Source organism: Rhodococcus mengyinensis (genome assembly GCF_048381435.1).
GTDB lineage: Bacteria > Actinomycetota > Actinomycetes > Mycobacteriales > Mycobacteriaceae > Rhodococcus_F > Rhodococcus_F opacus_D.
On the sequence record NZ_JBLWIT010000135.1, the window covers coordinates 124,625 to 150,853 of the forward strand.

At 68.3% G+C, this 26,229-nt stretch carries 28 protein-coding genes; 13 read left to right on the forward strand and 15 right to left on the reverse strand.

The features are described from left to right. From ACNJ7E_RS33315 to ACNJ7E_RS33330, 4 genes are read right to left on the reverse strand one after another with little or no spacing between them, the layout of a single operon-like run. Positions 1-1,404, reverse strand: coding sequence for a lipase maturation factor family protein (locus ACNJ7E_RS33315; RefSeq protein ID WP_280781895.1), 1,404 nt, complete (start codon positions 1,402-1,404; stop codon positions 1-3). A gap of 55 nt (positions 1,405-1,459) precedes the next feature. Continuing rightward, the gene (locus tag ACNJ7E_RS33320; RefSeq protein ID WP_009477110.1) at positions 1,460-2,131 is read right to left on the reverse strand and encodes a histidine phosphatase family protein; all 672 of its coding nucleotides are present in this window, start codon (positions 2,129-2,131) and stop codon (positions 1,460-1,462) included. Continuing rightward, complete coding sequence (pheA, locus tag ACNJ7E_RS33325; protein ID WP_105414044.1) at positions 2,128-3,045, reverse strand: prephenate dehydratase; 918 nt, start codon at positions 3,043-3,045, stop codon at positions 2,128-2,130. Before pheA ends, ACNJ7E_RS33320 begins: the two co-directional genes overlap by 4 nt. A gap of 55 nt (positions 3,046-3,100) precedes the next feature. Next, a complete protein-coding gene (locus ACNJ7E_RS33330; protein WP_280781896.1) occupies positions 3,101-3,793 on the reverse strand; it encodes a hypothetical protein in 693 nt (230 codons plus the stop codon). A gap of 116 nt (positions 3,794-3,909) precedes the next feature. Here ACNJ7E_RS33330 and ACNJ7E_RS33335 point away from each other — a divergent pair, with 116 nt between their 5' ends. The 4 genes from ACNJ7E_RS33335 to ACNJ7E_RS33350 all read left to right on the forward strand — a co-directional run bounded on the left by ACNJ7E_RS33335 (position 3,910) and on the right by ACNJ7E_RS33350 (position 7,578). Further along, on the forward strand, positions 3,910-4,674 hold the full coding sequence (locus ACNJ7E_RS33335; protein WP_007298301.1) for a DUF2470 domain-containing protein: 765 nt from the start codon (positions 3,910-3,912) through the stop codon (positions 4,672-4,674). A 37-nt stretch (positions 4,675-4,711) separates the two neighbouring features. Further along, the gene (locus tag ACNJ7E_RS33340; protein ID WP_418341913.1) at positions 4,712-5,530 is read left to right on the forward strand and encodes a CPBP family intramembrane glutamic endopeptidase; all 819 of its coding nucleotides are present in this window, start codon (positions 4,712-4,714) and stop codon (positions 5,528-5,530) included. 264 nt (positions 5,531-5,794) lie between these two features. Further along, the gene (locus ACNJ7E_RS33345) at positions 5,795-7,003 is read left to right on the forward strand and encodes an LCP family protein (protein WP_418341914.1); all 1,209 of its coding nucleotides are present in this window, start codon (positions 5,795-5,797) and stop codon (positions 7,001-7,003) included. Positions 7,004-7,026: 23 nt separating this feature from the next. After that, a complete protein-coding gene (locus ACNJ7E_RS33350; protein WP_280781899.1) occupies positions 7,027-7,578 on the forward strand; it encodes a ferritin in 552 nt (183 codons plus the stop codon). Between the two features lie 10 nt (positions 7,579-7,588). Here ACNJ7E_RS33350 and ACNJ7E_RS33355 read toward each other — a convergent pair whose 3' ends face one another. Next, positions 7,589-8,779, reverse strand: a complete 1,191-nt coding sequence (locus tag ACNJ7E_RS33355) for a lipase family protein (protein WP_280781900.1) — start codon at positions 8,777-8,779, stop codon at positions 7,589-7,591. A 228-nt stretch (positions 8,780-9,007) separates the two neighbouring features. Here ACNJ7E_RS33355 and ACNJ7E_RS33360 point away from each other — a divergent pair, with 228 nt between their 5' ends. Beyond that, a complete protein-coding gene (locus tag ACNJ7E_RS33360; RefSeq protein ID WP_280781901.1) occupies positions 9,008-9,553 on the forward strand; it encodes a ferritin in 546 nt (181 codons plus the stop codon). A 68-nt stretch (positions 9,554-9,621) separates the two neighbouring features. Here ACNJ7E_RS33360 and ACNJ7E_RS33365 read toward each other — a convergent pair whose 3' ends face one another. Genes ACNJ7E_RS33365 through ACNJ7E_RS33375 form a run of 3 tightly spaced genes read right to left on the reverse strand, consistent with a single transcriptional unit; the run spans position 9,622 to position 12,326 of the window. Next, complete coding sequence (locus ACNJ7E_RS33365) at positions 9,622-10,536, reverse strand: DUF5926 family protein (RefSeq protein ID WP_120659927.1); 915 nt, start codon at positions 10,534-10,536, stop codon at positions 9,622-9,624. A 33-nt stretch (positions 10,537-10,569) separates the two neighbouring features. Next, a complete protein-coding gene (locus ACNJ7E_RS33370; protein WP_037228268.1) occupies positions 10,570-11,334 on the reverse strand; it encodes a glycerophosphodiester phosphodiesterase in 765 nt (254 codons plus the stop codon). Then, positions 11,331-12,326 carry a DUF4328 domain-containing protein gene (locus tag ACNJ7E_RS33375; protein WP_418341915.1) on the reverse strand — a complete coding sequence of 332 codons (996 nt, stop codon included), beginning with the start codon at positions 12,324-12,326 and terminating at the stop codon, positions 11,331-11,333. Before ACNJ7E_RS33375 ends, ACNJ7E_RS33370 begins: the two co-directional genes overlap by 4 nt. Positions 12,327-12,784: 458 nt before the next feature. Here ACNJ7E_RS33375 and ACNJ7E_RS33380 point away from each other — a divergent pair, with 458 nt between their 5' ends. Continuing rightward, complete coding sequence (locus ACNJ7E_RS33380) at positions 12,785-14,566, forward strand: hypothetical protein (RefSeq protein WP_418341916.1); 1,782 nt, start codon at positions 12,785-12,787, stop codon at positions 14,564-14,566. Here ACNJ7E_RS33380 and ACNJ7E_RS33385 read toward each other — a convergent pair whose 3' ends face one another. Continuing rightward, positions 14,567-15,433: a S49 family peptidase gene (locus ACNJ7E_RS33385; protein ID WP_105414054.1), complete on the reverse strand. Its 867-nt coding sequence runs from the start codon at positions 15,431-15,433 to the stop codon at positions 14,567-14,569. Positions 15,434-15,474: 41 nt separating this feature from the next. Between ACNJ7E_RS33385 and ACNJ7E_RS33390 the strand changes: the two genes are divergently transcribed. Continuing rightward, on the forward strand, positions 15,475-16,404 hold the full coding sequence (locus ACNJ7E_RS33390; protein ID WP_418341917.1) for an LLM class F420-dependent oxidoreductase: 930 nt from the start codon (positions 15,475-15,477) through the stop codon (positions 16,402-16,404). Here the strand turns inward: ACNJ7E_RS33390 and ACNJ7E_RS33395 are convergent. Beyond that, positions 16,401-16,880: a RidA family protein gene (locus ACNJ7E_RS33395; protein WP_418341918.1), complete on the reverse strand. Its 480-nt coding sequence runs from the start codon at positions 16,878-16,880 to the stop codon at positions 16,401-16,403. The two genes, ACNJ7E_RS33390 and ACNJ7E_RS33395, sit on opposite strands and share 4 nt — an antisense overlap. Positions 16,881-17,007: 127 nt before the next feature. On the opposite strand from ACNJ7E_RS33395, the gene ACNJ7E_RS33400 reads away from it, so the two are divergent. Continuing rightward, on the forward strand, positions 17,008-17,172 hold the full coding sequence (locus tag ACNJ7E_RS33400) for a hypothetical protein (protein WP_280781907.1): 165 nt from the start codon (positions 17,008-17,010) through the stop codon (positions 17,170-17,172). 26 nt (positions 17,173-17,198) lie between these two features. After that, complete coding sequence (locus tag ACNJ7E_RS33405; protein ID WP_005562556.1) at positions 17,199-17,510, forward strand: DUF3303 domain-containing protein; 312 nt, start codon at positions 17,199-17,201, stop codon at positions 17,508-17,510. A 6-nt stretch (positions 17,511-17,516) separates the two neighbouring features. On the opposite strand, the gene ACNJ7E_RS33410 is transcribed toward ACNJ7E_RS33405, so the two are convergent. Both ACNJ7E_RS33410 and ACNJ7E_RS33415 read right to left on the reverse strand, forming a co-directional pair. Further along, positions 17,517-18,110 carry an Rv1733c family protein gene (locus tag ACNJ7E_RS33410; protein WP_280781908.1) on the reverse strand — a complete coding sequence of 198 codons (594 nt, stop codon included), beginning with the start codon at positions 18,108-18,110 and terminating at the stop codon, positions 17,517-17,519. A gap of 108 nt (positions 18,111-18,218) precedes the next feature. Next, positions 18,219-19,160 (reverse strand): AraC family transcriptional regulator, encoded by a 942-nt coding sequence (locus ACNJ7E_RS33415; protein WP_037228289.1) that lies wholly within the window; start codon positions 19,158-19,160, stop codon positions 18,219-18,221. An 81-nt stretch (positions 19,161-19,241) separates the two neighbouring features. Here ACNJ7E_RS33415 and ACNJ7E_RS33420 point away from each other — a divergent pair, with 81 nt between their 5' ends. Both ACNJ7E_RS33420 and ACNJ7E_RS33425 read left to right on the forward strand, forming a co-directional pair. Further along, positions 19,242-20,072 (forward strand): Rossmann-fold NAD(P)-binding domain-containing protein, encoded by an 831-nt coding sequence (locus tag ACNJ7E_RS33420; RefSeq protein ID WP_418341919.1) that lies wholly within the window; start codon positions 19,242-19,244, stop codon positions 20,070-20,072. Positions 20,073-20,075: 3 nt separating this feature from the next. After that, positions 20,076-20,543 (forward strand): anthrone oxygenase family protein, encoded by a 468-nt coding sequence (locus tag ACNJ7E_RS33425; protein ID WP_418341920.1) that lies wholly within the window; start codon positions 20,076-20,078, stop codon positions 20,541-20,543. A 12-nt stretch (positions 20,544-20,555) separates the two neighbouring features. Here the strand turns inward: ACNJ7E_RS33425 and msrA are convergent, their stop codons facing one another. Next, a complete protein-coding gene (gene msrA, locus ACNJ7E_RS33430) occupies positions 20,556-21,266 on the reverse strand; it encodes a peptide-methionine (S)-S-oxide reductase MsrA (protein WP_418341921.1) in 711 nt (236 codons plus the stop codon). After that, positions 21,226-22,419, reverse strand: coding sequence for an acyltransferase family protein (locus ACNJ7E_RS33435; RefSeq protein WP_280781912.1), 1,194 nt, complete (start codon positions 22,417-22,419; stop codon positions 21,226-21,228). Before ACNJ7E_RS33435 ends, msrA begins: the two co-directional genes overlap by 41 nt. Positions 22,420-22,677: 258 nt before the next feature. On the opposite strand from ACNJ7E_RS33435, the gene ACNJ7E_RS33440 reads away from it, so the two are divergent. Together ACNJ7E_RS33440 and ACNJ7E_RS33445 are read left to right on the forward strand one after the other, a co-directional pair. Continuing rightward, positions 22,678-23,301, forward strand: coding sequence for a superoxide dismutase (locus ACNJ7E_RS33440; RefSeq protein ID WP_012691075.1), 624 nt, complete (start codon positions 22,678-22,680; stop codon positions 23,299-23,301). Positions 23,302-23,416: 115 nt separating this feature from the next. Beyond that, positions 23,417-24,856: an amidase gene (locus ACNJ7E_RS33445; RefSeq protein WP_418341922.1), complete on the forward strand. Its 1,440-nt coding sequence runs from the start codon at positions 23,417-23,419 to the stop codon at positions 24,854-24,856. A 3-nt stretch (positions 24,857-24,859) separates the two neighbouring features. On the opposite strand, the gene ACNJ7E_RS33450 is transcribed toward ACNJ7E_RS33445, so the two are convergent. Next, entirely contained in the window at positions 24,860-26,209 is a 1,350-nt protein-coding gene (locus ACNJ7E_RS33450; RefSeq protein WP_317569617.1) for a YhgE/Pip domain-containing protein, read from the reverse strand. Positions 26,210-26,229: the final 20 nt, after the last annotated feature.

Sequence of the window (26,229 nt, forward strand, 5' to 3'; positions counted from 1 at the left end):
CTACACCGGTTGCCGCTTCCACCACGCGCCGGTCTCGCGGCGCTCCTTCCAGGTGGTGAATTCGTACCGGTACATGCGCGCACGCACGTGTTTCGGCGGTTCCTCCGGGAACGGGTTGTACTGCAACAGCTTCAGGGTGTCGCGATCGTTCCGCAGCAGCCTCTCGACGAAACCCCGGAACCACGGTTCGGCGTAGCCGGGCGAGATCGCCGTGAACCAGAACAACCAGTCGAGCCGCAGGTGATACGGCGCGAACTGCCGCGGTCGCCGGCGAACGTCTCCCGGTTTCCCCTTGAACCCGTACTCCTTCCACTCGGAACGCACACTGGCGTGTGTGTCCGACGTGCCCTCCACGATCACCTCGTAACGCACCCGGGTGATGCTGCCGAACGCGCCGTACGTGTTGACGAAATGCCACTTGTTGAACGACGCATTCATGCGCTGCCCGTGGGAGATCAAGTTGCGGATCGGCCAGTAGCTCAACACGACGACGAGAGCCGTCACCGCGATCACCAGCACGACGAAGGGCATGGGCGCCGAGTCGCCGGCGGCCGGGACGTCGACGGGCAGCACCTTCTCGTACACGCTGTCCGGGATGACGGACAGTCCCAGCACGATGGTCGTCCAGTTCAGCCACGAGAAGTTACCGCTCGCCACCAGCCACAGCTGGGTGACGATCATGATCGTCGCGGCGACGGCGGCGACCGGTTGCGGCGCGAACAGCCCGAACGGCACCACCAACTGGGCGAAGTGGTTGCCGAGCACCTCCACCTTGTGCAGCGGCTTCGGCAGCTGGTGGAAATACCAGCTGAACGGTCCGGGCATCGGCTGGGTTTCGTGGTGGTAGTACAGGCAGGTGAGGTCCTTCCAGCATCGGTCGCCGCGCATCTTGATCAGCCCGGCGCCGAACTCGAGGCGGAACAGCAACCACCTCAGCACGAGCAGCACGAGAATCGGCGGACCGACCGACGCATTGCCCAGGAAGATCGCGAGGAAACCCGCTTCGAGCAGCAACGACTCCCAGCCGAAGCTGTACCAGATCTGGGAGACGTTGACGATCGAGAGGTACAGCACCCACAGGGCGAACCACACGAACATGCACGCCGCGAGCGGGATGACCTGCGTCAGACCGAGCAGCGCGGCGAGGGACAGTCCGGCGCCGGTCCAGCAGACCGCCTCGAAGAATCGGTCCGAGTAGTGGAAATGGAAGATGCTCGGTGAACGTCCGAATGTGACGGCGTGGAGGAAGTTCGGGATGGGCAGCATCCCGTTGCTGCCGACGAGCGGCCTGAACTGGTTTCTCGCAGCCACGAACGCGACGAGATAGATCGCGGCGAGCCCCTCGGTGACGAGCAGCCGACCGAGCGAATAGTCATCGCCAACGAACCAATCCACCGCCGTCACTCCTCGAGGACGGTTTCCTCCATCGTCGCGCAACCCCAGGGTGCGCGCAACGACGTCACCCCATCGGGTCGTCGGCGCCGGGGATCACCCGGTGTTCGAACGGTGGCTCGACGGTTCCCCAGCGCACGCACTCCCAGCCGCCGCCCGCGAGTGGTGTCAGCTCCACCGACTGCGTGTTGGCCAGATGATTGTTGGCGGCGAACAACCCGGGCACTCCGGCGAGTTGCGCTGCCACGAGCCGGATGGCGGCGCCGTGGCTGACCAGCACGACGTCTCCCGATTCCGCCGGGTCGTCGAGGTATTGCTCACGCAAGGAGTCCACGACCGGCACATACCGTTCGAGGATGTCGTGGGCGGATTCCCCGCCGGGGACCCGGGCGTCCAGTTCGCCGGTGTGCCACAGGTGGAACGTCTTCATGAACAGCTTGTGCGACTCCTCGTCGCTGCGGTCCTCGAGTTCACCGGCCTGTGCCTCGTGCAGGCCCTCCCGCACCTGGACGGCGATGCCCGACGCCAGTTCGACGAATCGCGCCGTCTGCCGGGCGCGCAGTGCCTGCGAGGACACGAGGGCGACCGTCGTCGCCTTCGCGGCGAGGTCGGTGCCCAGTCGTTCGGCCTGGGAGAGCCCTTCGGGTGTCAGCCGGGCACCGGGCAGCCGGGTGTCGAGCCTGCGCTCGACGTTGGCCTCGGTCTGCCCGTGCCGGACCAGGATCAGCTTGCCGCTCACGATTCCCTCTCTCCCTGACGGATTCGTTCGATCCAGTCCGCTGCGTCTCCGTCGGACGGCGGCGGCGGGCCGCTGGGGTTCGCCGCGGGCCAGGACCCGAGGAACCGCACGTGCGACTTGCGGTGCAGCGCACGGAACGCCTCGGCGACGAGCGGGTCGTCGATGTGCCCGATGCAGTCGACGAAGAAGCGGTACAAGCCGGGGGTGGTGCGCACCGGGCGCGATTCGATCCGGATGAGATCGATTCCGCGGGTCGCGAACTCGGAGAGCACACCGACGAGGGAGCCGGGGGTGTTGTGGGGTTCGAGCACGGCCGAGGTGCGGTCGCCGCCGGTGCGTGCGGGCACCTGGGTCGGCGCGGTGACGAGAACGAACCGGGTGCGGGCGCTCTTCTCGTCCGCCACGCCGTCGGCGAGGCTGCGCAGCCCGAGCCGTTCGCCGGCGAGGGCGGTGGACACGGCGGCGTCGGCGAGGCCGTTCGCCACGTCCTCGGCGGCGCCTGCGTTGGAGGACGCCGTCTGGAGTTCGGCGCCGGGGCAGTTCTCCTCCAGCCAGATTCGCACCTGGCCGGCCGCCACCGGGTACGCCCGCACGGTGCGCACCTGATCGAGCCGCTCGATGCCGGCCCCGCCGAGGATCGTGAACGCCACGTCGAGCTCGGTCTCGGCCACGATCTGCAGGCGGTCGCCCAGCGCGAGCGAGTCGAGGGTGGGCACCACGGCCCCCTCGACGGAGCTCTCGATGGGAACTACGGCGCCGTCGACGACGCCGTCGCGCACCTTGGCCAGGCTGGCGGGCGGACTCGTCGCGGCTACCCGCTCGACCGGGCCGTCGAAGGCACCCGCGGCCTCGAGCTGGGCGAGCGCCATCTCCGTGAAGGTTCCCGAGGGTCCGAAATACGCGATCTTTGGCACGCCTACGAGATTACGCACCGAGCGTTGACGGACCGGCGCATTGGCGGTGAATGTTTTACCGCAGACCCGTGTCCGCCAGCTCACGGGCGACGAGCGCCGGGTCGTGTACCTCGACCCCCAGCAGGACCTCGCGGACGGCCTCCGCGGCCTCGGGGATCAGAGAGGTGAGCCTCGTCGGATCCGGTGCCGCGAGCGCCGCCCGCACATCGTCGCCGCGAAGGGACGCGACCGTCCCGGACAGGAGCGCGAGCACCTCGGCCGTGCCGCGTGCCCTCGCCACATACCCGACGTCCGCGTGCGCGAGGACGGCCAGGAAGTCGGCGACCTCGCCGATGCCGCGCCCGCTCGCGAGGCCCGGGATGCGGCCGGCGTCCGCGAGTTGCTGCGCCGTCTCGGCGAGACCGGGGTCGTCGCTGCCGTCGGCGGTGACGAACACCGCGAGCGGAGACGGCAGCCGGAGCGCGACCGCGTCGCCGAGCTGGCCCGCGGGGCAGTCGAGGTGGAACCGGACCGCCTCGTAGGAGGCCTGCTCGCTGGTGCGGAGAACGGCGGGGTCGACGTCGAGACCCACGATGATGCGGCCGGCGTCGGTCCCGGCGGCGTCGAGCAGTGCGGACGCCGGAACGACCCGCGGTCCGAGCGCGCCGCCTGCGGCCGGGCCGGTGTCCTGGGATCCGCTGAGAAGTTCGGCGAGCAACGACTGCGGTCCACGGGAGCGCGGGACACCGAGGGAGAGAGGTATAGCCACCTCCCCACCGTAATGCCCACCTCGTGGACCGGATTCGTCTCGGGGTCTTGCCATCGCCGACCGGCCCACATTAGGTTAGGGTTACCTCAGTATTGCGGAACCCTGAAGGAGGCTCCATGCCCGTCACGACCACCGGTCCGTCCACCGCCGAGCGTGTGCGTAGCTCGTGCGCACGGACCCAGGACGCGGTACTCGCCGTCGAAGGCAGCGCACCGACCGTCACGTCGGTACACCACCTGCGGTCCAGCGGCGACGTCGTGGTCGCCGTGCCCACCGAATCGGCGGCCGCCACGCTGTCCTGGCTCGCCGGTGGCGGCGGGATCCCCGCTGTGCTCGAGCTGACCGACAACTCACCACTCGCGCTGCGTGAGCCCGTGCGGTCACTCGTCTGGCTGCGCGGCAACCTCCACGCGCTCTGCGAGGCACACACCCGGACGCTGGCCGACGAGGTGGCCTCCGAGTACCCGCACCCCGGACTCCTCGACGTCGGGCACGATGCGACGCTGCTGCAACTCCGCCTCGAATCGGCGGTGGTCGCCGATTCCAGTGGCGCCGAACCCGTCGCCCTCGACGACCTGCTCGCCGCCCGGCCCGACCCGTTCTGGGAAATGGAGACCGCCTGGCTCCAGCACCTCGACGAGGACCACCGCGACCTCATCGACATGCTGTCCCGCAAACTGCCGCCCCACATGCGACGCGGACGCGTCCGCCCGCTGGGCATCGACCGGTACGGACTGCGACTGCGCGTCGAGAACGACCACGGCGACCGCGACATCTGGATGCCGTTCTCCGCGCCGGTCGACGACGCCGTCGCGCTGAGCAGGGCGATCCGGCTGCTGGTGGGATGCCCGTTCGTGAACGGACTCCGCGCGCGCGGCTGATCGGCATTCCGGTTCGGCGCGCGCTAGCGTGTGCCGCGTGATCTCGCGTGCAACGCTCGCCTCCTGGCTACGGCCCGCCTCACCCGAACCGGCCGCTCCGCCGGCCACCGGGAGTGAGCGGCGGGCCCTGTGGATCGAGATCACGATCGTCCTGCTCGTCACGTTCGGGACGAGCGGACTGTCGGGACTGCTGTCGCTGTCCGAATCGCTGCTGACCCCGGGCAACCTCGCCGATCAGGCCGTCGCCCTCAATGTCTCCCGCGCGGAGAACCAGATCATCGACGTCGCCCGGCAATTGCTCGGCGTCGTGAAACTTCTCGCCTGGGGCGCGCTGGGTCTGTACCTCCTGTGGCGCAGCGGCCTCGGCCCGCGCGCCGTCGGGCTCGGCCGGCCCCGGTGGCGTCCCGACGCGACGCAGGGTGTCGGGCTCGCCGCACTGATCGGTCTGCCCGGGCTCGGCTTCTACCTGCTGGCCCGCGCAATCGGCGCCAACCTCACCGTCGTGCCCAGCACGATCGGGGATCACTGGTGGCGGCTGCCGGCCCTGATCCTGTGGGCGATCGCGAACTCCGGCGCGGAGGAAGTGCTCGTCGTCGCATATCTGATCACCCGGCTGCGGCAACTCGGGTGGAGCGAGAATTCGTCGCTGCTCGCGTCGGCGGTGCTCCGCGGGACGTACCACCTCTACCAGGGTTTCGGTGGCGGGCTGGGAAACGTCGCCATGGGTCTCGTGTTCGGCCGGTACTGGCAGAAGACTGGACGGTTGTGGCCTCTCGTGATCGCCCACGCCACCATCGATTCGGTCGCGTTCGTCGGCTACGCCGCCCTGCGCGGGCACGTCGGCTGGATTCCGTAATCCGGCGGGACCAGTAAAGTCGCGTGGGTGACCGGCGACGCCCCCTATCCTCCGCTGCCGCCCCGTCCGCCCCGGCGGACGCAGGGCGGGCAGCAGGTGCCGCCGCCCCCGAACCGCCGAATGCCGCCGCCTGACCAGCGGATTCCTCCGCAGACGCGGCGGGTGCCACCGCAAGGTCCCCCGCAACAGGGACCTCCTGCGCCCCGCCCGCGACACCCCGCTCCCCGGCAGGGTCCCCCGGCGCCGCCGCCGGAGGGCACCCAGGTGATCCGCCGCGATGGTCGGGGCGCCCCGCCGCCCCAGCAGGCGTGGTCGCAGGCCCCCGAACCGCAGTTGTCCCGGTCGGCACCGCCGCAGGGTCCGCGCGGCTATGCGCCCACCCAGACGCCGCAGCCGTACCGCGACGCGCCGCCACCGCCGCCTCGGGTGCCCGACCGGCGTCCCCCTCGCACGCCACCACCGCCGCCGCCGCTCGCACCGCCACGGACCCCGGAGCCCCCGGGGCAGCGACGTCCCAAGCGCAAGCGGAACTGGGGCCGGCGCATCGGCATCCTGTTCCTGGTACTGGTCCTGGCGCTCGCGGGCATGACGTACTACCTCGACAGTTCGCTGAACCGGATCGACGCCGTGGCCGACTACCCCGGCCGGATCGACGACACCCCCGGCACGAACTGGCTGCTCGTCGGTTCGGACAGCCGTACCGGGCTGACCCCCGAGCAGGAACAGGAGTTGTCGACCGGCGGCAACAGCGGCCCCGACCGCACCGACACCATCATCGTGGTGCACGTCCCCAGCGGCGGCGGCCCGGCGACGATGGTGAGCATCCCGCGCGACTCGTACGTGTCGATCCCCGGCTACGGCGAGGACAAGATCAACGCGTCGTTCGCGTTCGGCGGTCCGCAACTGCTGACCCAGACGGTCGAGGAGGCGTCCGGTCTGCACATCGACCACTACGCCGAGATCGGATTCGGTGGTTTCGCCGGCATCGTCGACGCGATCGGCGGCGTCGACATGTGCCTGGACACCGCCATCGACGATCCGCTCGCGGGGATCAACCTCGCATCCGGCTGCCAGGAACTGACGGGGGCGCAGGCCCTCGGCTTCGTCCGCAGCCGCGCGACCGCGCTCGCAGACATCGACCGGATGAACCATCAGCGGATGTTCATGGCGGCGTTGATGTCGAAGGCCACCAGCCCCGCGACGTGGCTCAACCCGTTCCGCGTCTGGCCGCTCGTCACCGACACCGCCGCATCGCTGCGTGTCGACGAGAGCGACCACATCTGGCACCTCGCCGCACTCGCCTGGGCGGTACGCGGCGACATGGTCACCACCACCGTCCCCGTGGGCGGTTTCGAGGACGTCGACGGTGCCGGGAACGTGCTGCTCTGGGATCACGACCGGGCGTCGCAGTTCTTCGACGCGCTGGCGAACGACCGTCAGGTCCCGGCCGAACTGGTCACCACCGGACCGTGACCGACGCCCGTAAACTGACACTCATGTCTCAATCGGCGACGAAGACCCCCACCGAGTTCCACGCCCTCCTGCTGCAGCAGATCCGCAACGAGTTCACCGCGTCCCAGCAGTACATCGCGGTGGCCGTCTATTTCGACTCGCACGATCTGCCGCAACTGGCTCGCCGGTTCTATTCGCAGGCCGCCGAGGAGCGCGGCCACGCGCTGATGATGATCCAGTACCTGATCGACAACAACCTCGAAGTGACCGTCCCCGGCATCGACGACGTGGTCACCGATTTCGATTCGGTGCGCGCCCCCGTCGCTCTGGCGGTGGAACGGGAACGCGTCGTCACGGAACAGATCACGAAGCTCGCCCGTACGGCCCGCGACACCGGCGACTACCTCGGCGAGCGGTTCATCCAGTGGTTCCTGGAGGAACAGGTCGAGGAGGTCGCGAGCATGCACACCCTGCTCACCATCGTCGAGCGTGCCGGCGACAACCTGTTCGACATCGAGGATTTCATCGCCCGCGAGATGAGCGGGAACTCACCGATCCGGCCGGGTGCGCCGAAGAGGGCGGGCGGCGGCGTCTGACCCTGTCGGGTCAGCAGCGGGTGGGCGCCGGTTCGCCGCGGAACCGCGCGGCCACGTATTCGTACGCGTCCGGAAAGCCCACCACTGCCGTCGTCATGTGCTCGGATATCTCGTACGGGACGAACGTCAGTCTGGCGCCGGCGGCGCAGTAGCGGTGCGCGGTCTCGGCAATCGAATCGAACGGCGTCAGCCCGTCGAGGGTGCCGTGCCACAGGTAGAGGGGTGCGGTCGGTACACCTTCGAAGTACCGCAGACTGTTGTCGCGCAGCACCTGATGCGCGCCCGAACTCGCCATGAGGCTGGTCGATGCGGCCAGCTGTCCGGCGCTGCGGAAGGCGCCGTGAAACAGTAGGAACCGGCGGCATTCGTTCGACATCCACTCGCGCAGCCACAGTCCGGTCGCGTTCAGCTGCGACGAAATCGGTAGCTGTTCCGGGTATTCCCTTTCCAAGCCGATCGCGGCAGCGAACGCGAGCCCGAACCCCGGGTGCGGATTGAATCCCAGGCCCTGGGCCATCTGCTCGAGGTCCGCGGGAATCCCACCCGCCACCACCGCGTCGAGTTTCAGCTCCGGCGCATAACTCGGGGCCAGCGCCGCGGCCCACGCGCTGGCCATTCCCCCACCCGAATACCCGGCCAGCGCTACGGGGCTGTGCGACAACCCCAGTTCGGCCACACGCTGCACCGCCCGGACACTGTCGAGGGTGATCATGCCGCCGAGTTTCGCGGCACCGTAGGCGCCGGTCGGGCCGAGATGGTCGGGCACCGAGACCGCCCAGCCGCGTTGCAGACCCAGATACAGGCCCGGCGACTCCTGCAGTTCCAGATTGAACAACGACCGCGACGGAGCGCACTTGGTTCCGAGCGAATTCACGATCGCCTGATACGACACGAGCGGAGGATTCGCAACACCGCGAGGAAGCAGAACCGTGGTGACGGCCAGGATCGGATGTCCCGTCGAATTCGTCGACCGGAACGCGACCTGCCACCCGTCCGAGTTCGCGTACATCCAGGTGTCGATTCGCCGCGTCCGCACGACGTCGCCGGGACGAAGGACCCCGAGGTCGGCCGGAGCGAGATAGAACGGGTCGGGATCCGGCCACGGATACAACGGTTCGGCCTGCGCCGGGGCCGGAATCGCCGCCCCAAGGAAAAGGGCACCGAGAATCAACGCTAGCCACGCACCGGATCGACTCACCATGTGTCTGCCCCTCCGGGCCGCGCCGTCAGAACGCTGTGAATTTTATACACGGGCGAGGCCCCGCCGACGTGGTTTGCCTCGTTCCTGTCGGGGATCCGCCGCCAGTTCAGGTTAGGAAAATGACATCAGAATGGTCCCGAAATTAGGTTGACTTTAGTTTGGACAAGCTTCCCAAAATTAGGTCGAACTTGGATGACACCCGCTCTGACCAGCGATATTATCCATTTCATGACTTCCACTGACGCGCACAAGACGAAATTCCATGCTCTGCTCCACGACCAGATTCGCAACGAATTCAACGCGTCACACCAGTACATCGCGACTGCCGTCTATTTCGACAATGCGGACCTGCCGCAGTTGGCCAAGCACTTCTACAAGCAGGCCGTCGAAGAGCGCAACCACGCCATGATGATCGTCCAGTACTTCCTCGACCGCGACATCTCCGTGGAACTGTCGGGTGTCGACGCGGCGAAGGGCCAGTTCGAGAACGCACGCGAGCCGATCGCCCTCGCCCTGACGCAGGAGCAGACGGTCACCGAGCAGATCGTGCAGCTGGCCAGCACCGCCCGCGAGGAGGGCGACTACCTCGGCGAGCAGTTCATGCAGTGGTTCCTCAAGGAGCAGGTCGAGGAGGTCGCCAGCATGACGACGCTGCTGACCATCGCCGACCGCGCGGGCAGCAACCTGTTCGACCTGGAGGAGTTCGTCGCACGTGAGATGAGCGGCCCCGCAGACACGTCCGGGGCACCGCACGCAGCCGGCGGTTCCATCTAGGCGGCTCCGCCGCCCGTGCGCCTTTCTGGTTGTGGTTGCTACCAGAAAGGCGCACGGGCCCGAAGGCCCTATCGCAACGTGACCTGACGGCCGCGCAGTCCGTCGCGGGCGCGACGCTCCTCGGTGGTCAGCGGCGCGTCGACGGCGAGCGCTTCGGCCAGTCGCTGACCGAGTTCGACGGTGGCGGCGGCCCACTCGTTCGCGTGCTTTTCGCGGTCCAGGTCGAACACCGGGACCAGCAGTCCGTGTGTCCGGAACGACCCGGCGTAGCGCGAACCCTCACCGAGGTGGAGGCCGCCGGTCGCGTGCACGCGCGCCAGGGCCAGCATCAGATCGTCCTCGTTCTCCGGGCGCACCCAGCGGATGTGCGCCTTCTCGCCCGCATCGACCCACCACGCCGCGACGACACCCTCGGCCTCGACGCGCGCGGACGGCATGATCGCCGCATTCGCGTGCTGCACGGTGGTCGCGACCTCGGGGGCCGGCTCCACGCCTTCGGGGATCCACCAGTTGAAATCCTGGTGCACGGTGATGTCGAGCGGTGCGTCCGCGTCGATCACGTCGGCCAGTGCCGGGGTGTCGGATCCGGGGTTGGCGGAGGCCAGCGATTCACCGGCCGCGGCGTCACGGACCCAGGCGACGGACGCGGCCAGATCGGCGCCGAGATCCGCGGAATGCGCCTGGACCTGCACACCGACGAACCCGGTTGCACTGTCGCCCTCGTCGCGGACCAGCGCCGCGACGGCACCGGGCAGCACGGTCGCGAGGGTCACCGGGCGGGACGAATCCTTGACGGGCAGCGGGGCGGTCGCCGACGGGACGAACTCGCGCAGCGCCACCAGATCGCATTCGGCGGCGAGGCCTTCGAACGGCCGGGTCACGGCCGCTGCGGCGCTCTCCCGTTCCGCCTGCCGCTGCGCGAGCTTCTCGGCGCGGGCACTACCGGGCTTCGGACCACTGTTTCTCTTGCTCTTCTTTGCCACGACGCCAAAACCTACACGCCGACGCCGGTCCGGTCAGGACGCCAGCCACTTCTTGGTGCGGCCGGGGTGGTTGGTGGCCACCCAGCTGACCCCGAGTTCGCGGCACAGTTCGACGTCGCTGCGGTTGTCGACGGTCCAGCAGTAGGTGGCTCGTCCTGCGGCGGCGGCCTTGTCGACGATGTCCGGGTGTTCGTGCAGCGTCTTCACCGACGGACCGACCGCGGTGGCGCCGACGGTGGTCGCGGCTCCCCCGCCGAGGTACCGGGCGGATTCGCCGAGCAGGACGGTCGGGAGCATCGGCGCCGACCGGCGGATCCGCCACACCGCTCCGGCGGAGAACGACATCACGACGGCTCGGGAGTGGTCGGCGGACGGCGGCGCTGCGATGCCGAAGCGTTGCAGTTCGGCGAGCACCTTGCTCTCGACGAGGCCGCCGAAACGCACGGGGTGCTTGGTTTCGATGAAGAGTTTCACCGGGCGCGCCGACCAGTCCAGGGTGAGTGCGATCAGCGCACTCAGCTCGAGGAGTTCAGCCGGCTCGTCTTCCGTGCCGTAATTGAATTCCGCGAGCTCTTCGAGGGTCATCTCGCTGACGACGCCGGTTCCGGTGGACGTCCGGTCGACGGTGCGGTCGTGGACGCACACGAGGTGGCCGTCGCGGGTGAGCCGCACGTCGCATTCCAGTCCGTCCGCGCCCTCTTCCAGCGCCAGCTCGTACGCGGCGAGCGTGTGTTCCGGCATGGCCGCGGATGCGCCGCGGTGCGCCACGACCAGGGGTCCGCGCCGGTCGGGGCTCACGACGCGACGGCTTCCCGGTCGCCGGCCGCGGGAGTCTTCTCCACGGACTTCTCGGTAGCCTTCTCCGCGTCCTTCTGCTGCGGCGGGTCGGTGGCGATCACCCAGTGGGTGACGGGTTCCTTCGCACCCTTCAGCGTCCGGCCCTCGAGTCGTCGGAGCACCATCAGTGCGAGTACGGCCGTCGCGGAGGCGACCAGCGCCGTGAAGGCGGCCAGCAGGACACCGTCCGCCATGGCCTGCAGTCCGGGCCTGGACCGCCAGAACCAGTTGAAGACGACGAGCACCGCGCCGAATACCCACAGGCTCCACCAGGCCCGGACGAGCAGGACGGCGCGGGGGTCGCGGCGAATCACCTCGAGCAGGTACACACCCGGCATCACCAGGTTCAGGCCCGGCACCGCGCAACCGACGATCACCTCGGTGGGGGTGCGCGGGTCGGACGTCTTGGCACGGGCGAACGTGCGGCGACGCATCCGCAGCAACCAGCACACACCGCCGATGCCCGACAGCAGCGCGAGGAGCATCCCGCCGGCCTGGCCGAGGAACACCGCGATGTCGGACACGACGAGCAGGGTGGGATCGATCAGCCGGGTCCGGTTGCGAAGGAGCACGGCGTATCGGCCCAGTTCGGCGAACACGGCGAACGCGTACAGACCGGCGGTGAGGGCGAGGAAGAAGGCCGCCTTGCCGGCGAGCAGTTCCGGCCAGTCGCGGCGCGCGGAGGCGGTCTCGACGTGATCGTGGAGTCCCCAGCGGGGGATCTCGGTGTAGTGCGGGGTGGGGCTCGGCGCCGACGGCTCGGCCGCGAGGCCGCTCCGCCGCAGCGGGGATCGCGCGATCCAGTGGAATCCCCGGCTCGCGGGTGGCTGGTGCTGGTCGGTGCGAACGGGGGCGAGCAGCACACCGTGGCAGCGGGGGCACCACTGCGCCGGGGAGCCGAGGACCGGCCACCGAGCCGCGCATCGCGCGCACACCTGAACGACGACGCTCATCCCCTCCGCACCCACTTCACATTGCCGATTCTGTCACGACCCGCGAATGCGGGCAGCCCACGACCGAATCGTCCTTTTTGGGGAGAATGTGTGAGCTGCACCACGGAAAATGCCGAGTTATCCACAGTTTCCACAGGTTCATACACAGTTATGGACAGTGTGAGGAGTGCTCATACACAGGTCAGAGCGCATGCGAATCCGTGATTGTTGACAGCTTCGGATGAACGGTCCACAACGGTGGATGAATTTGACATCGCAGCTCGGTGAACAATCACCACTCGGTGGCCGACGGCTCGGCCCGGAATTACCCCTCCAGTTCGGATCGCCCGCGAAGCGACCCGAGAACTCCGGACCGGCCGTCGTCTCCCCCACCTGTGCCGGGGCGAAAATGCCCCGACACTTGATCTGACGCAGCCCGGCGCGGTTTGGTTCCACCTGATCTGTAATCTCGGAAAACGATGACGGACGACGTCGGATCGCGGTGGCACCTCGGGCCCGCCCGTGTCCTCCAGGTGGCCGCCGCCCTTGTCGTGGTGCAACTTCTCGTGCGGACGTGGGTGGCCGCGAACAGCGACTTCTACTGGGACGATCTGATCCTCGCCGGGCGCGGCGGAAGCCTCCCGCTGCTCACCGCCGACCTGCTGCTCTACGACCACGACGGTCACCTCATGCCCGGGGCCTTCCTGGTGGCGGGTATCGCGACGCGGTTGGCGCCGTACGAGTGGATCCTGCCGATGCTGACGATGATCGCGCTGCAGGCGGTGGCGTCGTATGCGGTCTTCCGGCTGCTTCGCACGATCCTCGGGCCACGTCCGGTCCTGCTGGTTCCGCTGGCGATCTATCTGTTCTCTCCGCTGACCGTGCCGGCGTTCGCGTGGTGGGCGGCGGCGCTCAACGCACTGCCGCTGCAGATCGCGCTGGCGTGGGTGGCGCGCGACGCCCTCGAGTTGTGCCGCACCGGGCGGCGGCGGTACGCGGTGTCGGGCACGCTCGTGCTGATCGCGTCGCTGCTGTTCTTCGAGAAGTCGGTCGTGGTCCCGTTCGTCGCGTTCGCGACCGTGGCGCTGCTCGCGTACGTCGGGGAGCGGGAGCGGCCGGTGCGGTCGACGCTGCGGCGAGGTGCGGCCCTCTGGGTCTCGTCGGCGGCGGTGCTGGCGGTGTGGGCGGCGTTCTATTTCTCGACCGTCGCGTCGCAGTGGGAATGGGCGGGCGCGTCGCGTGCGTTCGAACTGTTCCACCACGGCACGTCGCTCGGGTTGTTGCCCACGTTCGTGGGAGGGCCGTGGACGTGGGACCGGTGGATTCCGAGTCCCCCGTGGGCGTCCCCGTCGACGGCGCTGGAGGTGGTCGGCTGGGTGGTCCTCGTCGCGGCGGTGGTCACGACGGCCCGGCTGAAGCGCCGTATCGGCTGGGTGTGGATCCTCACGGCCGCGTACTTTCTGCTGTCGGTGACGGCGATGGTCGTCACCCGGTGGGGCGCGGACACCACCTACGAACTCGCGCAGACGCTGCGCTACTTCACGGACACCGCGGTGATCCTCGCGATCGCCGTCGCGCTGATCGCCCGCGCACCCCGACGACGCGCCGACCCCGTCCGGGTGCGGCCGCTGGTGGCCGTCACCGCCGTGGTCGCGTTCGTCGCGAGCAGCCTGTGGTCGACGTACACGTTCACCCGCAGCTGGGAGGAGAACCCGACCACGGCCTACCTCGCGACCGCGCGTGCGTCGCTCGCCGAACGGGACGACGCGCCGATCCTCCAGCAGCCCGCGTCCATCTGGGTGCTGTTGCCGGTGGCGTACCCGAACAATCTGGTGAGCCGGGTGTTCGCCCCGCTGCGGGACCGCCCCGAGTTCTCCGACAGCACCCCCGACCTCCGGATGATCGACGACGACGGTTCGGTGGTCGACGCCCAGGTCACGTGGGTGCGCGCGATCGAGCCCGGACCCGTCCCGGACTGCGGGAACCTGGTGGATCAGCGCAGTTTCGTGTCCCTTCCCCTCGACGGACCGCTGACCGGCTGGGAGTGGACTGCGCAGCTCAACTACATGGCCACCGCGGACGGTGAGATCGCCGTCGCGATGGAGGTCGGCAGCCCGGTGCGGGTGCCGGTGCAGCGCGGCCCGAATTCGGTGTTCGTGCGGCTCACCGGCGGCGGGCAGAGCGTGCGGGTGAGCACCCTGACCCCGGACCTGTCGCTGTGCATCGGCGCGGGCCCGGTCGGGGTAGTCGTGCCGAAGTAGTTACCGCCCGTACCGCGACCACGCGACACGGGCACTGGCCGCACCGACGATCGCGGCGGCCACCTCGTCCCAGCTCGCGGCGGGCAGCCCGAGCTTCGCGAACAACGAGCGGCGCGGCCCGGTCATCTCGAGGGTGGCGTCGGGGAACCGCTTCTCCACCACCTCGCGCAGCGTGCCGATCCCGTCGACGATGCCGAGCTCGACGGCGCGGCGCCCCAGCCAGACGTCGCCGTTGAACAGCTCGGCCCCGTCCGCCTTCAGCTTGTCCCCACGGCGGCCGACCACCCAGTCGCGGAATTCGTCGTGGATACCTTCCTGGATCTGTTCGAGCCACTGCACGTCCTCGGACTTCTCCGCGAAGAACGGGTCGAGGCGGGCCTTCGCCTCGCCGGCCGAATGCAGCCGCCGTTCGATGCCCAGGCGGTCGATCAGTTCGGAGAACCCGAAGCCCGCCGAGATCACACCGACGGAGCCGACCACCGACGTGGCGGTCGCGTAGATCTCGTCGGCCGCGCAGGCCAGCCAGTAGCCGCCGGACGCAACGACGTCTTCGCAGAACGCGAGCACGGGCAGTTCGTGTTCGGTGGCGAGCTGACGGATGCGGGCGGCGATGTATTCGCTCTGCGTCGGCGACCCGCCGGGACTGTTGATCAGCAGCGCCACCGCTTTCGCACCGTGCGTGGTGAACGCGCGGCGCAGCGGTTCCTCGACGGATTCCGCGCTCAGCACGCGCCCGAAACCTGCTCCGCCGGACGCGATCATGCCCTGCAGCCGGACCACCGGCACCACGCCGGCGCTGCTGCCCCCGAACGCGTCGGGCAGCTTGTCGGCCAGCGGTTTCGGCAGGTTCAGTGGGATCTTCGCCATGAAATCAGCGTACCGATCACGGATCGGGCAGAGTGGTTCACATGGAGTTGCGAATCTTTACCGAACCCCAGCAGGGTGCCACCTACGACGATCTTCTGGCGGTGGCGCAGGCCGCCGAACGTTTCGGATACGGCGCGTTCTTCCGGTCCGATCACTACCTGGCCATGAACACCGAGGGCCTTCCCGGACCGACCGATGCGTGGATCACGCTGGCGGGTCTCGCACGCGAGACGTCCACGATCCGTCTCGGCACCCTCGTCACGTCCGCGACGTTCCGGCATCCCGGACCGCTGGCGATCTCGGTGGCGCAGGTCGATCAGATGAGCGGCGGCCGCGTCGACCTCGGCATCGGCGCCGGCTGGTACGAGGAGGAGCACCAGGCGTACGGCATCCCGTTCCCGCCACTGAAGGAGCGGTTCGAGCGGCTCGAGGAATCCCTCGCCGTCATCACGGGGCTGTGGCGCACTCCGCTCGGTGAGTCCTTCTCCTACGACGGGACGCACCTGACGATCAAGGATTCGCCCGCGCTCCCGAAGCCGCGACAGCCGCAGGGTCCGCCCGTCCTGATCGGCGGCACCGGCAAGAAGAAGACGCCCGCCCTGGCCGCGAAGTACGCGGACGAATTCAACGTCCCGTTCCAGTCCGTCGACGAGACGCGGGACGTGTTCGAACGGGTCCGGCTCGCGTGCAAGTCCATCGATCGCGACCCCACCGAGTTGGTGTATTCCAACGCGCTCGTCCTGTGCTGCGGGCGCACCGAGGAGGAGATCGCGACACGCGCCATGAACATCGGACGCGAAGTGAGCGAGCTGCGGGAGAACGGACTCGCCGGGTCGCCCGCCGAGCTCGTCGACAAGATCGGCCGCTACGCCGAGGCCGGGTCACAGCGGATCTACCTGCAGACCCTCGATCTCAGCGACCTCGACCACCTGGAACTGGTCGCCAGTGAGGTTGTTCCGCAACTGAGCTAGGCGAGCTCGAGTTCGGCGGCCACGACGACGGGAAGATTCAGGGGCAGCGCGGCCACCCCGATCGCCGTCCGGGCGTGGTCGCCGACGTCCGGGCCGAATACGTCGAGCACTACCTCGGAGAATCCGTTGAGCACCGCGGTCGTGTGGTCGTAGCCCGGTTCGGCGTTGACGAACCCCGTGACGGTGAGCCACGCACCGATGCGGTCGAGATCGCCCACCGCGCGGCGAACCCCTGCCAGCACCGCGAGGGCGGTGAGCCGGGCGGAGTGCGTGGCGTCGGCGGCCGACACGTCGGCGGGAACGGAGCCGAACGGTCCGGCGGGTGTGCCGTCCTCGGCGAGCGGCCCGTGTCCGGACACGAGCACTCTGCGGCCGTGCACGCGTACCCAGCTGAACGGCAACTCCACCCCCGGCGGCAGCTGGACGGCGCGGGGCAGCACCAGCCCCAGATCACGTAGTCGGGACTCCGCGCCCATCACCCCTCCGCTCGACGACTGCCCGGGTCATTCGGCGTGCTCAGCAACATTCCGTTCCCTTTCCACCGGTGGAAAGCTCGAAGTACGGCCGGAACGGCCGTGTCACTCGAGTGCGCCGGAGGTTGTCATGGGTTCTGCGGAAGAAGCGGTAGTGCGTCGATTCTACGAGGAGATGAACAACGATCGGAAGAACGAGATCCATCGTCTGGCGGACGGCAAGATCGCCGAGGCCTGGCAGGTGTGGGACACACTCGGATTCCTTCAGCAGCTCGGCGCGGTCCCTGCGAGCTGATCCCGGCACGCCCTCGGGAGGGTGCAATGAAGTACGTGATTACCTGGACGCTGCGTGACGGTGGGTCCGCCGCCGAGAACGAGGCAGCTGCGCGGCGGAGCCTGGAAGTGTTCGCGAGATGGACGCCGGCGGAAGGGGCGACCTTCCATCATTTCCTCGGGCGCCTGGACGGAACCGGGGGATTCGCCTTCGTCGAGGCGGATGACCCGAACGACATCTTGGACGGTCCGACGAAATTCGGACCTTTCTTCGAGTTTCACGTCTACCCGGTCGCCGACATCGCTGTCACCACGCAGGCTGCGCAGCAGGCGGTCGAGTTCAGGGGCTCGATCAGCTGAGCGGGCTCAGTGCCGGGTGGTCGAATCCAGGAACTGTCGGAGGTCGCGGTCCCACTGCGCGTCGCGGGCGCGGTTCAGGGAGGCGCGGCAGATGAGGAAGCCGGACAGCGCGATCATCATCACCGCGAACCAGGTGAACATCCCGGCGATCACGCCGGCGACTCGTGCCGCGGACGGCGACATCGGTTCGGTGGTGAGGTTGCCGTCGGCGTTGACCCAGATGTCTTCCTTCGTTCCCGAAGGCGTGGCGGGGTCGACGGTGATGTCGGCGTGGCGGGTTTCGTTGCCCCACGTCCACTTGGCGGGGGCGGTGTCGACGCCCGACGGTGCGACGTCGGAGGTGACGGACACGCCGGTGGAGTCGGCGAGCGTGGTGGCGGAGACGGTGCGGTAGTCCGCGACTTGCTTCTCCGCCAGCGTCAGCTGACTGTCGATGGTCCGGGCACCCACGAGGATGGCCAGGGGGAGCATCGCGAACGCGAGCACCACGACCGCGAGGGTGAGCATGTTCTCGATCCGGTCCGAGCGCCGGAGTAGCGGGTTGTGCCGCTGACGGGCCGACCGCTTACGCAGTGCCCGTGCTTGAGAGTTGTTCCACATTCCGGATCCGGTCCTCTCGCCGACAATTCCCTACCATCCAGGGTCGTACGCAAGGCAAACAAGATCAAGTCAATCCGGTGTGTCTTTGGGCACTGTGCCGTAATACACTCATCTGCTCCCCGCCATCTCACGATGCTCCTTGGGGCTCACTCCGCGCACGCGTTTGAACGCCGCACTCAGCGCGAATCCGCTCCCGTACCCCACCCGCTGGGCCACCGACGCGACCGTGGCGTCGGGTTCGCGGAGCAGATCCGCGGCCAGGGACAGCCGCCAGCCGGCGAGGAATGTCATGGGCGGTTCGCCGACGAGGTCCGTGAATCGTCGCGCGAGGGCTGCCCGCGACATGCCGGTTTCCGCGGCGAGCGACTCCACCGTCCACTGGCGGGAGGGGTTGTTCTGCAGGATGCGCATCGCCTTGCCCACCACCGGGTCGCTCTGCGCCCGCACCCACGACGGCGCCTCGGCCGCCGGCCGCGCGAACCAGGCGCGCAGCACCGCGATCAGCAGCAGGTCGAGCAGACGGTCGAGCACCGCTTCCTGTCCGGGTTCGTCCCGCACCACTTCGTCGTGCATGAGGGTGACCAGCCGCGAGTCCCAGTCGGCGCGGCGCTGCACGACGAGTTCCGGGAGCGCGGTCAGCAGTCGCATGCTGATCTCGCCCGGGGTCTGGTACGTCCCGGTCAGCATGACCGTGCGGCCGTCCGCACTGTTTCCCCAGGTGCGCACGCCGAGGTCCATGGCCTCGGCGAGCGGTTCCCCGCGGAGCGTCGTGCAGCTCTGGTCCGGGTTGATGATCACGTGCGGCGGAGTGTCCGGATGGTCGGCGACGACGTAGCGCTCGGGTCCGCGAACGATCGCGACGTCACCCTCGGTGAGCTGCACCGGGTCGCCGGTGTGCGGCAGGATCCACGCCTCACCCCGGCCCATCGCGACGAGGCTGAGCGGCGCGTGGTCGTCGATCTGCAGCGACCACGGCGGTTCCATGATCGAGCGGAGCACGAACGCGCCTGCGGCGCGGGGACCACTGATGAGACCGGCGAGGGGATCCACACATCCACCGTAGACGCTCGCGTATGGATCAGCGGGTTTCAACCATGGAAAGTCTCGGCGTCGCCGTCTTGACTGAAAGACATGACAACGACACCGCACACACTCGTCCTCACCGGCACCGGCAAGATCGGCAGCCGCGTCCTCACCCGGCTCGCCGCCGCGGAAGTACCTTCCCGGGGCGGTTCCCGCTCCGGCCGTCCCCCGTTCGACTGGGAGAACAGGGACACGTGGCGGCCCGCGCTGGAAGGAACCACCTCGGTGTACATCGCCTACTACCCGGATCTCGCGGTGCCGGGAGCGGCGGAGGTCGTCGAGGAGTTCGCGGGCCTGGCCGTCGCGAACGGCGCCCGGCGACTCGTCCTGCTCTCCGGTCGCGGCGAAGCCGAGGCGGAGCGCAGCGAACTCGCGATCCGCAAGGCGGGAGCCGAGTGGACGATCCTCCGGTCCAGTTGGTTCAGCCAGAATTTCAGCGAGAGCTTCATGCTCGACTCACTGCTTGCGGGCGACCTCGCACTGCCCGTCGACGGGCACGTGCTCGAACCCTTCGTCGACGCGGACGATCTCGCCGAGATCGCCGTCGCCGCTCTGACCGGGGACGGCCACGCCGGCGAACTGTACGAACTGACCGGGCCGCGGTTGTTGTCGTTCGGTGACGCCGTCGCCGAGATCGCGAAGGCAACGGGTCGTGAAATCCGGTACACCCCAGTCACTTCGGAAGAGTATTCGACGGCGCTGGCCGGGCAGGGGGTACCGTCCGACGCGATCGGCCTGCTCACCTACCTGTTCGACGAAGTGCTGGACGGGCGCAACGCGTCACTCACCGACGGGGTGGAACGCGCACTGGGGCGCGCGCCCCGCGACTTCACCGACTACGTCCGCGCCGCTGCAGCGGCCGGTGTCTGGAGGGTCTGACCAATGGAGCGTTATCTGACGATCGTCACGGCGGTGGGCGCCGGCGTGGTGGGCGGCGTGATGTTCGCGTTCTCCACGTTCATCATGACCGGGCTCGGTCGCCTGGAGCCGGCTCAGGGCATCGCGGCGATGCAGGCGATCAACCGCGAGGCGCCGAACTTCTGGTTCATGACGGCGCTGTTCGGCACCGCACTGACGTCGATCGTGCTCGCGGTCGTCAGTGTGGTGCGGCACGACGGTTCGGCCGTCTACGCGGTGATCGCGTGCGCGCTGTATCTCGTGGGAATCGTGCTGACCATCGTCTATCACGTGCCGCACAACAACGCGCTGGACGGAATCGACCCCACCGCGGCCGACTCGGCGGCGTACTGGCGCGACTACGTGTCGGGATGGACCGGGTGGAACCACGTGCGCACCGTCAGCGCCATCGCGGCGTCCGCGGTGCTCACATGGTCCGCGACCCGCGGTTGAGACCGGGAGGGACTACGAGGGCGGCAGGATGTCGGTCTGCGCCGGGACCTCGTCCTGCTTCAGCAGACCGACCGGGCAGCTGACGCCGGTGGCGTGCACGGGGCAGTAACCGCCGGGGTTCTTCGCGAGGTACTGCTGGTGGTAGTCCTCGGCGTAGTAGAACTGCGTGAGCGGGGCGATTTCCGTGGTGATCGCCCCGAATCCAGCGTCGGCGAGCCTCTTCTCGAAGGCCTCACCGGTGGCCTCGGCGATCTCCACCTGCTGTTCGTCGATCGTGTAGATGGCCGAACGGTATTGCGTTCCCTGGTCGTTGCCCTGCCGCATGCCCTGCGTGGGGTCGTGGTTCTCCCAGAACTCCTTGAGGATCTCGGCGTACGAGATCACCTTCGGATCGAAGACCACGAGCACGACCTCGGTGTGACCGGTGCGACCGGAGCACGTCTCCTCGTAGGTGGGGTTGGGCGTGTAGCCGCCGGCGTATCCCACCGCGGTGGTGTAGACGCCGTCGAGTTGCCAGAACTCCTTCTCGGCGCCCCAGAAACATCCCATGCCCAGCACCGCCGTCTGCATGCCCTCGGGGAATGGGGGTTGCAGGGGGTGACCGTTGACGAAGTGCGTCGCCGGAACGGGAATCGGCTGACTACGTCCGGGGAGGGCATCCTCGGCGGTGACCATCACGGACTTAGCGGCTGCTCGACCCAGAAGCTCGTCGTACCAAGACATGATTCGATGCTACGCGCGGTGCCGGAGTGGTCTCCCGCGCGAGCGCCGACTGTCTGCGCATCCGCTCGACGCGAGCGGTCACCCACCCCGTGGCGGGGACCTCCACCCACCGGTACATCGCCTCCGACACCAGTGCCGTCACCACGAGGAATGCGATCACCGCCCCGGTCTCGCCGAACGAGCCGACCGTGTGCTCGTACACGCGGTACAGGATCAGGGTGTGGACGAGGTAGATCGCGTAGCTGCGCGTCGCGGTCCACCGCACGACGGCCCAGTGCGCCGCGGGACCGTCGTACCGGCCCACCAGCACGACGCACGCGGTGACGACGGCGAACGTCCAGAGGTAGTGATCGCCCGCCCAGTACACGCGGAAGTCGGTGGCGAGGCGGATGACCTCGACCTGGGCCAGCCCGGCGACGACGATCCACCGGCAGTCCGCGAGCCGGGCCCAGCCGAGGTAGATGATCTGCCCGAGGAACACGGCAGGCAGCGTCGCGGCGATCTTGGACAGCATCGGGACCGTGTACGGCTGCGGCGCGTACAGGTTGTAGAGCAGGATCAGCGCGCAGACCGCGGCGCCGGCCATCGGCATCGCGATGGGCAGGGTGCGCAGCACGGGGCGCGCGGCCACGCAGGCGAGGTAGAAGAAGATCTGCACGGCGAGGGTCCAGGTGACCCCGAGAACCGCCACCTCGGGTTTGAGGAAGAAGCCGCCGAGCACGAAACTCAGGGCCGCGTCGACATTCGACACCCCGTCCTGGCCGCTGAACATGCCGTTGATGCCGAGGCGGACGAGCACGATCGCGGCGAGAACGGCCACCCAGAATGCGGGCAGGATTCGTCCGAGCCGGTTGAACAGAAATTGCCCGGGCTCGTGACGAATGGCCGAACGGGTGATCAACACCCCGGTCAGCATCATGAAGACGGCGACCCCGAGAAAGGACAGATGCTGGTTGAGACCGCCCCTCTCGATGAAGATTTGATAGACGACGTCGATGAACCACCATCCGGTTCCGAGGTCGTCGATCAGATAGAACGAGATGTGCGAGTAGATCACGGCCAGAACTGCGAAGAAGCGGAGCAGATTCGCGCCCGTGAGCTCCACACGCGGCGCGGCCGCATGCGAATCTGCAACAGGTATCAGCGAAGGCATCGCGTCAGCTTAAGGTTCCGTTCACCGGTCGGACGAATTCTCACGACATCCAGTGTCACCTCGTCAGCATTTTTTCGGGTGCCCGAACTTTCCTGTGAGGGAATCGCTCGGTGACCCCAACTGTTGCGCAGGGTGTACCAATGAGATTGGGTATATACCCGAGAACGATTCGCCAAAGGCGGGTGTCAGACGCGTGCCCACGTGTCGTCGGCACCCGGAAACACAAGGGCTCACACGCCCATAGATGAAGGGACCCTCGTGTCTGTTTACACGCTGCCGGAACTCCCGTACGACTACGCAGCTCTCGAGCCGCACATCTCCGGCAAGATCATGGAACTGCATCACGACAAGCATCACGCCGCGTACGTGACCGGTGCCAACACGGCCCTCGACAAGCTGGCCGAGCTCCGCGAGTCGGACACCCTGCCCGCCGTGGTCAACCTGCACGAGAAGAACCTCGCCTTCCACTTGGGCGGCCACACCAACCACACGGTCTTCTGGAACAACCTCTCGCCCGACGGTGGCGACAAGCCGACCGGTGAGCTCGCTGCCGCGATCGACGACCAGTTCGGCGGCTTCGACGCGTTCCGCAACCACTTCTCGGCCAACGCCAACGCCATCCAGGGCTCCGGCTGGTCCATCCTGGCCTGGGACTCCATCGGCCAGCGCCTGCTCATCGTCCAGCTGTACGACCAGCAGGGCAACATCCCGATCGGCCTCACGCCGCTGCTGCTCCTCGACATGTGGGAGCACGCCTTCTACCTCGACTACCAGAACGTCAAGGGCGACTACGTCAAGGCCTTCTGGAACATCGTGAACTGGGCGGACGTTGCCGCTCGTTTCGAGAAGGCACGCACGCAGACCGCGGGCCTGATCGTCTAGTTTCCTCTCCGCAGCCACGGGCGCACGGACCACTCTCGGGTGTGTCCGTGCGCCCGTGCTCGTTTCGGGTCCGGAATTCCTTCCGAGCAGGCCGAGCGTCCAATAGGCTTCGGAAGTGACCGAGTTCAGCAACCCCGCCCGGGACGACACCGTCGTCCACGCCTTCCGCGACGACGCGCTCGGCGACCTCGACGCCACCGGCCTCGCGGCACGGATCGCCGCGGGAGAGGTGTCGATTCGCGAGGTGACGGAGGCGGCGATCGCGCGCGCCGAGTCGGTCGGACCCGCCCTGAACGCCCTGGCATTCGCCGACTTCGACCGTGCACTGACGGAAGCGGACCGCCCACACGAGGGCGCCTTCGCGGGGGTGCCGACCGTCGTCAAGGACAACGTCGACGTCGCGGGCCTGCCCACGCAGCACGGCAGCGTCGCCTTCGCCGCACAGCCCGCCCGGGTCGACAGCGACTTCGTCACGCAATATCTGTCCACAGGTGTGCTCTCGCTGGGGAAGAGCCGGCTCCCCGAGTTCGGGTTCAGCGCGTCCACCGAGTTCATGGACGCCGAGGCCGTGCACAATCCGTGGAATCCCGCCTTCTCGCCGGGAGCGTCCTCGGGTGGTTCGGCCGCACTCGTCGCTGCGGGTGTCGTGCCGATCGCGCACGCCAACGACGGTGGCGGCTCCATCCGCATACCCGCGGCCGCGTGTGGGCTCGTCGGCCTGAAACCGTCCCGCGGGCGGACGGTCCCCGACGCCATGGACAAGACGTTGCCGATCCGGATCATCGCGCAGGGCGCCGTCACCCGCTCGGTGCGGGACACCGCACGGTGGATGGCGTCCGCCGAACGCCACTACCGCAATCCGGCGCTGCCACCCATCCGGTTGGTCGAGGGGCCGAGCAGCACCCGGCTGAAGGTCGGGTTGGTGGTCGATTCGGTCACCGCCTCCCGCACGGACGACGAGACGCGCAAGTCGGTCCACGCGACCGCCGATCTGCTGGCCGACCTCGGGCACCACGTCGAGGAGTGCCCGATGCCGGTGAACTCCTCGTTCGTCGAAGACTTCTGCATCTACTGGGGATTCCTGTCGTTCGTCATCTCCAGCAACGGCAAGCGGATGCTCGGACCGGACTTCGACCGCGACGCCACCGACAACCTGACGCGCGGACTCGCCGCGATGTACCGCAGGAACATCGCGAAGACTCCGCGGGTGCTCTACCGGTTGCGGCGCACGTACCGTGAGTACGCGCAGATCTTCCAGAAGTACGACGTGATCCTGTCGCCCACCCTGGCTCACACGACGCCGGAGCTCGGATACCTCTCGCCGACACAGAGTTTCGAGGAGTTGTTCGACAAGCTGATCGCCTACACGGCGTTCACGCCGCTCAACAATGCTTCGGGCGGACCGGCCATCTCGCTGCCGCTGCACGAGACGTCCCGCGGCCTGCCGCTGGCGTCGCACTTCTCCGCCGACCACGGCGACGAGCGGACACTGCTCGAGTTGGCGTTCGAGCTCGAGCAGGCCACACCGTGGCGTCGTATCCAGGACGCCCGCTGACGGTCAAGCCCTGCGCCGCAGGCCCATCCACACGACGGCACCCGCCAGCAGCACGGTGGTGATCCCGAAGCCGACGGCGAGGTGCTCGGCGGTGAGGATCGGTGACGGCGCGGACAGTGTGCGGGTCACCGCAACCGGTTCGGCGAGCACCGTCGCCAACTGGTTCTGCTGAGCCGCCGTGCGCACCGGCATCGCCGCGACACCGTTGTTGAGGTCGGTGGACAGCTGCCCCGACAACGTCTTCAGCTTCGCGAACCCGTCGACGATCTGCGAGGTGGCACCTTCGAGCATCTCCGGTGCCTGATCGGCGATCGGGACGATACCGTCGTTCAGTTGCCGTGCCCCGCTGCTCAGCTGATTACTGGCGTCGGTGAGCTGACCCATCGCAACGCGCACGAGTTCGCCCAGGTCCGTGTCGGGGCCGACTCCTCCGCCCAGCAGACCGGGCACCGAACCCAGCTGTGCGGAGAACAGATCGAGGTCGGCACTGACCTGCCGGAGCGACGGGACCACGTCCGATGCAACGGGAGTGGCGTCGAGAACGCGGATCGCCTCGTCGATTCCGGTGCGCATCCGGGTGGCGCTGTCGTTCGCTTCGCCCAGCGTCAGCCCCAGCGCGCTCAACCGGTCCGCGAGGTCGTCGGCCGTTCCCGACGTCTGGTCGACCACGCCCGCCACCTGGTCGGCGACGCCCAGCAGTTGCACCGAGCCGGAGCGTGCCTTCTCGAGATATGGGAGCAGAGTGTCGGCGCCCTCTGTGAGCTGTTGTGCCGCATCGTCCGCCGCCGCCGTGCCGGCTGCGAGGAACCCGGCTGTCATTCCCGCCTGCTGGAACCGCGTCCGCGACGAGGACATGTCCGCCAGCAGATCCGTGATGCCGTCCGCGCCGATCTGGGACGACACCACTCCGGAGAGTTCCTCGGACGCACCGGTGTCGGAACCCGCGACGTCGAGGTCGAGGGTCGCCTGCCGTGGCTTCGCGCCCCACACCGAGGACACCGCCTCGCTGAAGTCTTCGGGCACGGTCACCGTGGCGAACCAGTCGCCGTCCGCCGCCGCGTCCGCGTCGACCACCTTCCAGTCGAAGGCCTCGTTCGCCTCGAGCTTCTCGATGAGGGTGTCGCTCGCACGCACCGGTTTTCCGTCCACGGTGGCGCCGGCGTCGGTGTTGACGATGGCCACGGTCCGGCTGTCTGCCGCGCTGTCACCGAGGAACACGTACCCGAGTCCCCCCGCGGACGCCAGGACCAGACCGGCCATGGTGGCCGCGGCGACGCGCCGCGAAGTGAGGACCTTTCGCGTCGACTCGGTTCGGGCGTGATTCGCGGAATTCCGTGCGCGCTCAGAGGTCATTCCGGTGAGGGTAGGTGGCT

Bases quoted from the DNA above. Each gene is read 5' to 3' on its own strand.
- msrA (WP_418341921.1), bottom strand. From the start codon at position 21,266: ATGTCTTGGTACGACGAGCTTCTGGGTCGAGCAGCCGCTAAGTCCGTG.
- ACNJ7E_RS33450 (WP_317569617.1), bottom strand. From the start codon at position 26,209: ATGACCTCTGAGCGCGCACGGAATTCCGCGAATCACGCCCGAACCGAG.
- ACNJ7E_RS33410 (WP_280781908.1), bottom strand. From the start codon at position 18,110: ATGTGGAACAACTCTCAAGCACGGGCACTGCGTAAGCGGTCGGCCCGT.
- ACNJ7E_RS33385 (WP_105414054.1), bottom strand. From the start codon at position 15,433: ATGGCGAAGATCCCACTGAACCTGCCGAAACCGCTGGCCGACAAGCTG.
- ACNJ7E_RS33355 (WP_280781900.1), bottom strand. From the start codon at position 8,779: ATGGTGAGTCGATCCGGTGCGTGGCTAGCGTTGATTCTCGGTGCCCTT.
- ACNJ7E_RS33435 (WP_280781912.1), bottom strand. From the start codon at position 22,419: ATGCCTTCGCTGATACCTGTTGCAGATTCGCATGCGGCCGCGCCGCGT.
- ACNJ7E_RS33395 (WP_418341918.1), bottom strand. From the start codon at position 16,880: ATGGGCGCGGAGTCCCGACTACGTGATCTGGGGCTGGTGCTGCCCCGC.
- ACNJ7E_RS33405 (WP_005562556.1), top strand. From the start codon at position 17,199: ATGAAGTACGTGATTACCTGGACGCTGCGTGACGGTGGGTCCGCCGCC.
- ACNJ7E_RS33335 (WP_007298301.1), top strand. From the start codon at position 3,910: ATGCCCGTCACGACCACCGGTCCGTCCACCGCCGAGCGTGTGCGTAGC.
- ACNJ7E_RS33350 (WP_280781899.1), top strand. From the start codon at position 7,027: ATGTCTCAATCGGCGACGAAGACCCCCACCGAGTTCCACGCCCTCCTG.
- ACNJ7E_RS33380 (WP_418341916.1), top strand. From the start codon at position 12,785: ATGACGGACGACGTCGGATCGCGGTGGCACCTCGGGCCCGCCCGTGTC.
- ACNJ7E_RS33425 (WP_418341920.1), top strand. From the start codon at position 20,076: ATGGAGCGTTATCTGACGATCGTCACGGCGGTGGGCGCCGGCGTGGTG.
- ACNJ7E_RS33400 (WP_280781907.1), top strand. From the start codon at position 17,008: ATGGGTTCTGCGGAAGAAGCGGTAGTGCGTCGATTCTACGAGGAGATG.
- ACNJ7E_RS33390 (WP_418341917.1), top strand. From the start codon at position 15,475: ATGGAGTTGCGAATCTTTACCGAACCCCAGCAGGGTGCCACCTACGAC.
- ACNJ7E_RS33420 (WP_418341919.1), top strand. From the start codon at position 19,242: ATGACAACGACACCGCACACACTCGTCCTCACCGGCACCGGCAAGATC.
- ACNJ7E_RS33375 (WP_418341915.1), bottom strand. From the start codon at position 12,326: ATGAGCGTCGTCGTTCAGGTGTGCGCGCGATGCGCGGCTCGGTGGCCG.
- ACNJ7E_RS33360 (WP_280781901.1), top strand. From the start codon at position 9,008: ATGACTTCCACTGACGCGCACAAGACGAAATTCCATGCTCTGCTCCAC.